The organism is Pseudoxanthomonas sp. LjRoot204_2 (assembly GCF_056175765.1).
In genome coordinates, this window is record NZ_JBGFFG010000440.1 from 1 (window position 1) to 2,661 (window position 2,661).

Genomic DNA, 2,661 nt, shown 5'->3' on the forward strand with positions numbered 1-2,661 from the left:
GCCAGGAACAGGATCACCCACACGCCGATGCTCTGGCGCTTCAGGGCCGCCGGCTCGCCGACATACTCCAGGAAGTTGGTGATGTCGCGCGCAGTCTGGTCGAACTCACGCGCGTCCTGCCGGCCGGCCTGCGTCACCTTCAGGCTTTCCACATGGCGCTCGCCGGTGGCCGGATCGACCGGACCGAATTCGGCGTGCTGCAGGCCCTGCAGCTCCCACAGCGGGTTGGGCATGGAGGCGTTGGGGAACAGCTTGTTGTTCCAGCCCAGCGGACGCGATTCGTCCAGGTAGAACGACTTCAGGTAGGTATAGATCCAGTCACTGCCACGCACGCGGGAGATGACGCTCAGGTCCGGCGGCATCTTGCCGAACCACTTCTCGCCACCCGCGGCCGGCATGGACACCTGCACCTGTTCGCCGAACTTGGCGCCGGTGAAGTTGAGGTTGTTCATCACCTCGTCTTCGGTCAGGCCCAGGTCGTCGGCGATGCGCGAGTAGCGCATGTACTTCAGCGAGTGGCAGCCGGCGCAGTAATTCATGTACAGCTGCGCACCGCGCTGCAGCGACGCGCGGTCACCCAGGTCGTTGCCGGCCTGAAGCGTGGCGCCGCCCTCGGCGGCGAACGCGGAGAACGAGATCAGCAACCCGCTGGCGAACACAGCTAGGCGAGAGGCGAAAGTCTTAGTCATGCGTCGTCACCCGCTCGGGCACTGGCTTGGTCTTGTCGATCTTGGTCCAGATCGGCATGGTCAGGAAGAACAGGAAATAGAAGCCGGTCAGGAAGCGGCCGATGATGGTTTCCACCGGATCCGTACCCGGGCCCGCACCGATCTTGCCCAACCAGACGAAGCTGATCGCGAACAGGCCCAGCAGCACTTTCGACAGCACGCCGCGGTAGCGGTAGGACTTGACCTTGGCGCGGTCCAGCCAGGGCACCAGGAACAGGATCGCGATGGCGCCGAACATCACCAGCACGCCGCCCAGCTTGTTGGGCACCACGCGCAACATGGCGTAGTAGGGCGTGTAGTACCACACCGGCTTGATATGCGCCGGGGTGACCAGCTTGTTCGCTTCGCTGAAGTTGTCGTGCTCCAGGAACCAGCCGCCCATGGCCGGTGCGAAGAACACGATGAAGGCCGCCAGGATCAGGAAGCAACCGACGTAGAACCCGTCCTTGACCGTGTAGTACGGATGGAACGGCACGCCGTCCGCCGGGGCGGTGGGCGACCAGCGGTTGCCCTTCGGCCCCTTCTTGATCTCGACGCCGTCGGGGTTGTTCGAGCCGACTTCGTGCAGGGCGAAGATGTGCAGCACCACGAGCAGCAGCAGGACCAGCGGCAGCGCGATGACATGCAGCGCGAAGAAGCGGTTGAGCGTGGCATCGCTGGGCAGGTAGTCGCCCATGATCCACTCGGTCAGGCCGTTGCCGATCACCGGGATGGCGCCGAACAGCGAGATGATGACCTTGGCGCCCCAGAACGACATCTGGCCCCAGGGCAGCACGTAGCCCAGGAAGGCTTCGGCCATCAGCACCAGGTAGATCAGCATGCCGAGGATCCACACGAGTTCGCGCGGCTTCTGGTACGAGCCGTACATCAGGCCGCGGAACATGTGGATGTAGACGACGATGAAGAACAGCGACGCGCCGGTGCTGTGCATGTAGCGGATCAGCCAGCCCCACTCCACGTCGCGCATGATGTATTCGACCGAGGCGAAGGCTTCCGCCGCGCTCGGCTTGAAGTGCATCGTCAGGAAGATGCCGGTCAGGATCTGGTTGACCAGCACCACGATCGACAGCACGCCGAAGATGTACCAGATGTTGAAGTTCTTGGGCGCGTAGTACTCGCTCATGTGCTTGCGGTACACGGGCATGAAGCCCGGCGCGCGCGCGTTGAACCAGTCCACTACGCCATCGGCGGCGCGGGTGATGATGTTCGCCATGGCTTACGCGCCCCCTTGCGGATCGAGGCCGATCACGATGGTGTTGTCGTCCTGGTAGAAGTGCGGCGGCACCACCAGGTTGGTGGGTGCGGGCACGCCCTGGAACACGCGGCCGGCCATGTCGAAGCGCGACTTGTGGCAGGGGCAGAAGTAGCCGCCCTTCCAGTTCGGATCGTACGGCTCGGGCTTGATCTCGGCGGCCATTTCCGGCGAGCAGCCCAAGTGCGTGCACAGGCCGACCAGCACGGAGACTTCAGGCTTCAGCGAGCGCGTCTCGCCGGTGATGTACGACGGCTGCTGGTCCTTGTTGGTCGACTGCGGGTCGCGCAGGTTCGCATCCAGCGTAGGCAGCGCATCCAGGATCGCCTTGGAACGCTTGACGATCCAGATCGGCTGGCCGCGCCATTCCAGGATCAGGCGCTGGCCTTCCTGCAGGCCGGTGAGATCGGCGGTCACCGGAGCACCGGCCAGCTTGGCCCGGGCGCTCGGATTCCACGACTTGATAAAAGGTACAGCTGCAATGCCGGCACCCACTGCACCCACCACCGCGGTGGTCGCAGTCAGGAACCGGCGTCGGCCCGTATTCACAGGCCCATTGACCCCATCGATGGCCATCCGGCACTCCGCAAAACAATCAGGTAGCAAAAAAGGCTGCCAAGGCCGCACCCAGACACGGACGCGGGCCGCAAAAGACGGCAAAGTGTAACGGATGGCTTAATG

Annotated in this window: 3 protein-coding genes; all 3 read right to left on the bottom strand. The window is 63.8% G+C overall.

All coding sequences use genetic code 11. From position 1 onward, the window contains the following. The coding region (locus AC04L7_RS16220; protein ID WP_475513415.1) for a cytochrome c1 at nucleotides 1-689 on the bottom strand (689 nt) is incomplete at its 3' end. Next, entirely contained in the window at nucleotides 682-1,941 is a 1,260-nt protein-coding gene (locus AC04L7_RS16225) for a cytochrome b (protein ID WP_296278793.1), read from the bottom strand. The genes AC04L7_RS16225 and AC04L7_RS16220, both read right to left, overlap by 8 nt. Before the next feature lie 3 nt (nucleotides 1,942-1,944). Next, nucleotides 1,945-2,556 carry a ubiquinol-cytochrome c reductase iron-sulfur subunit gene (gene petA / locus AC04L7_RS16230; RefSeq protein WP_299346303.1) on the bottom strand — a complete coding sequence of 204 codons (612 nt, stop codon included), beginning with the start codon at nucleotides 2,554-2,556 and terminating at the stop codon, nucleotides 1,945-1,947. Between the last annotated feature and the right edge of the window lie 105 nt (nucleotides 2,557-2,661).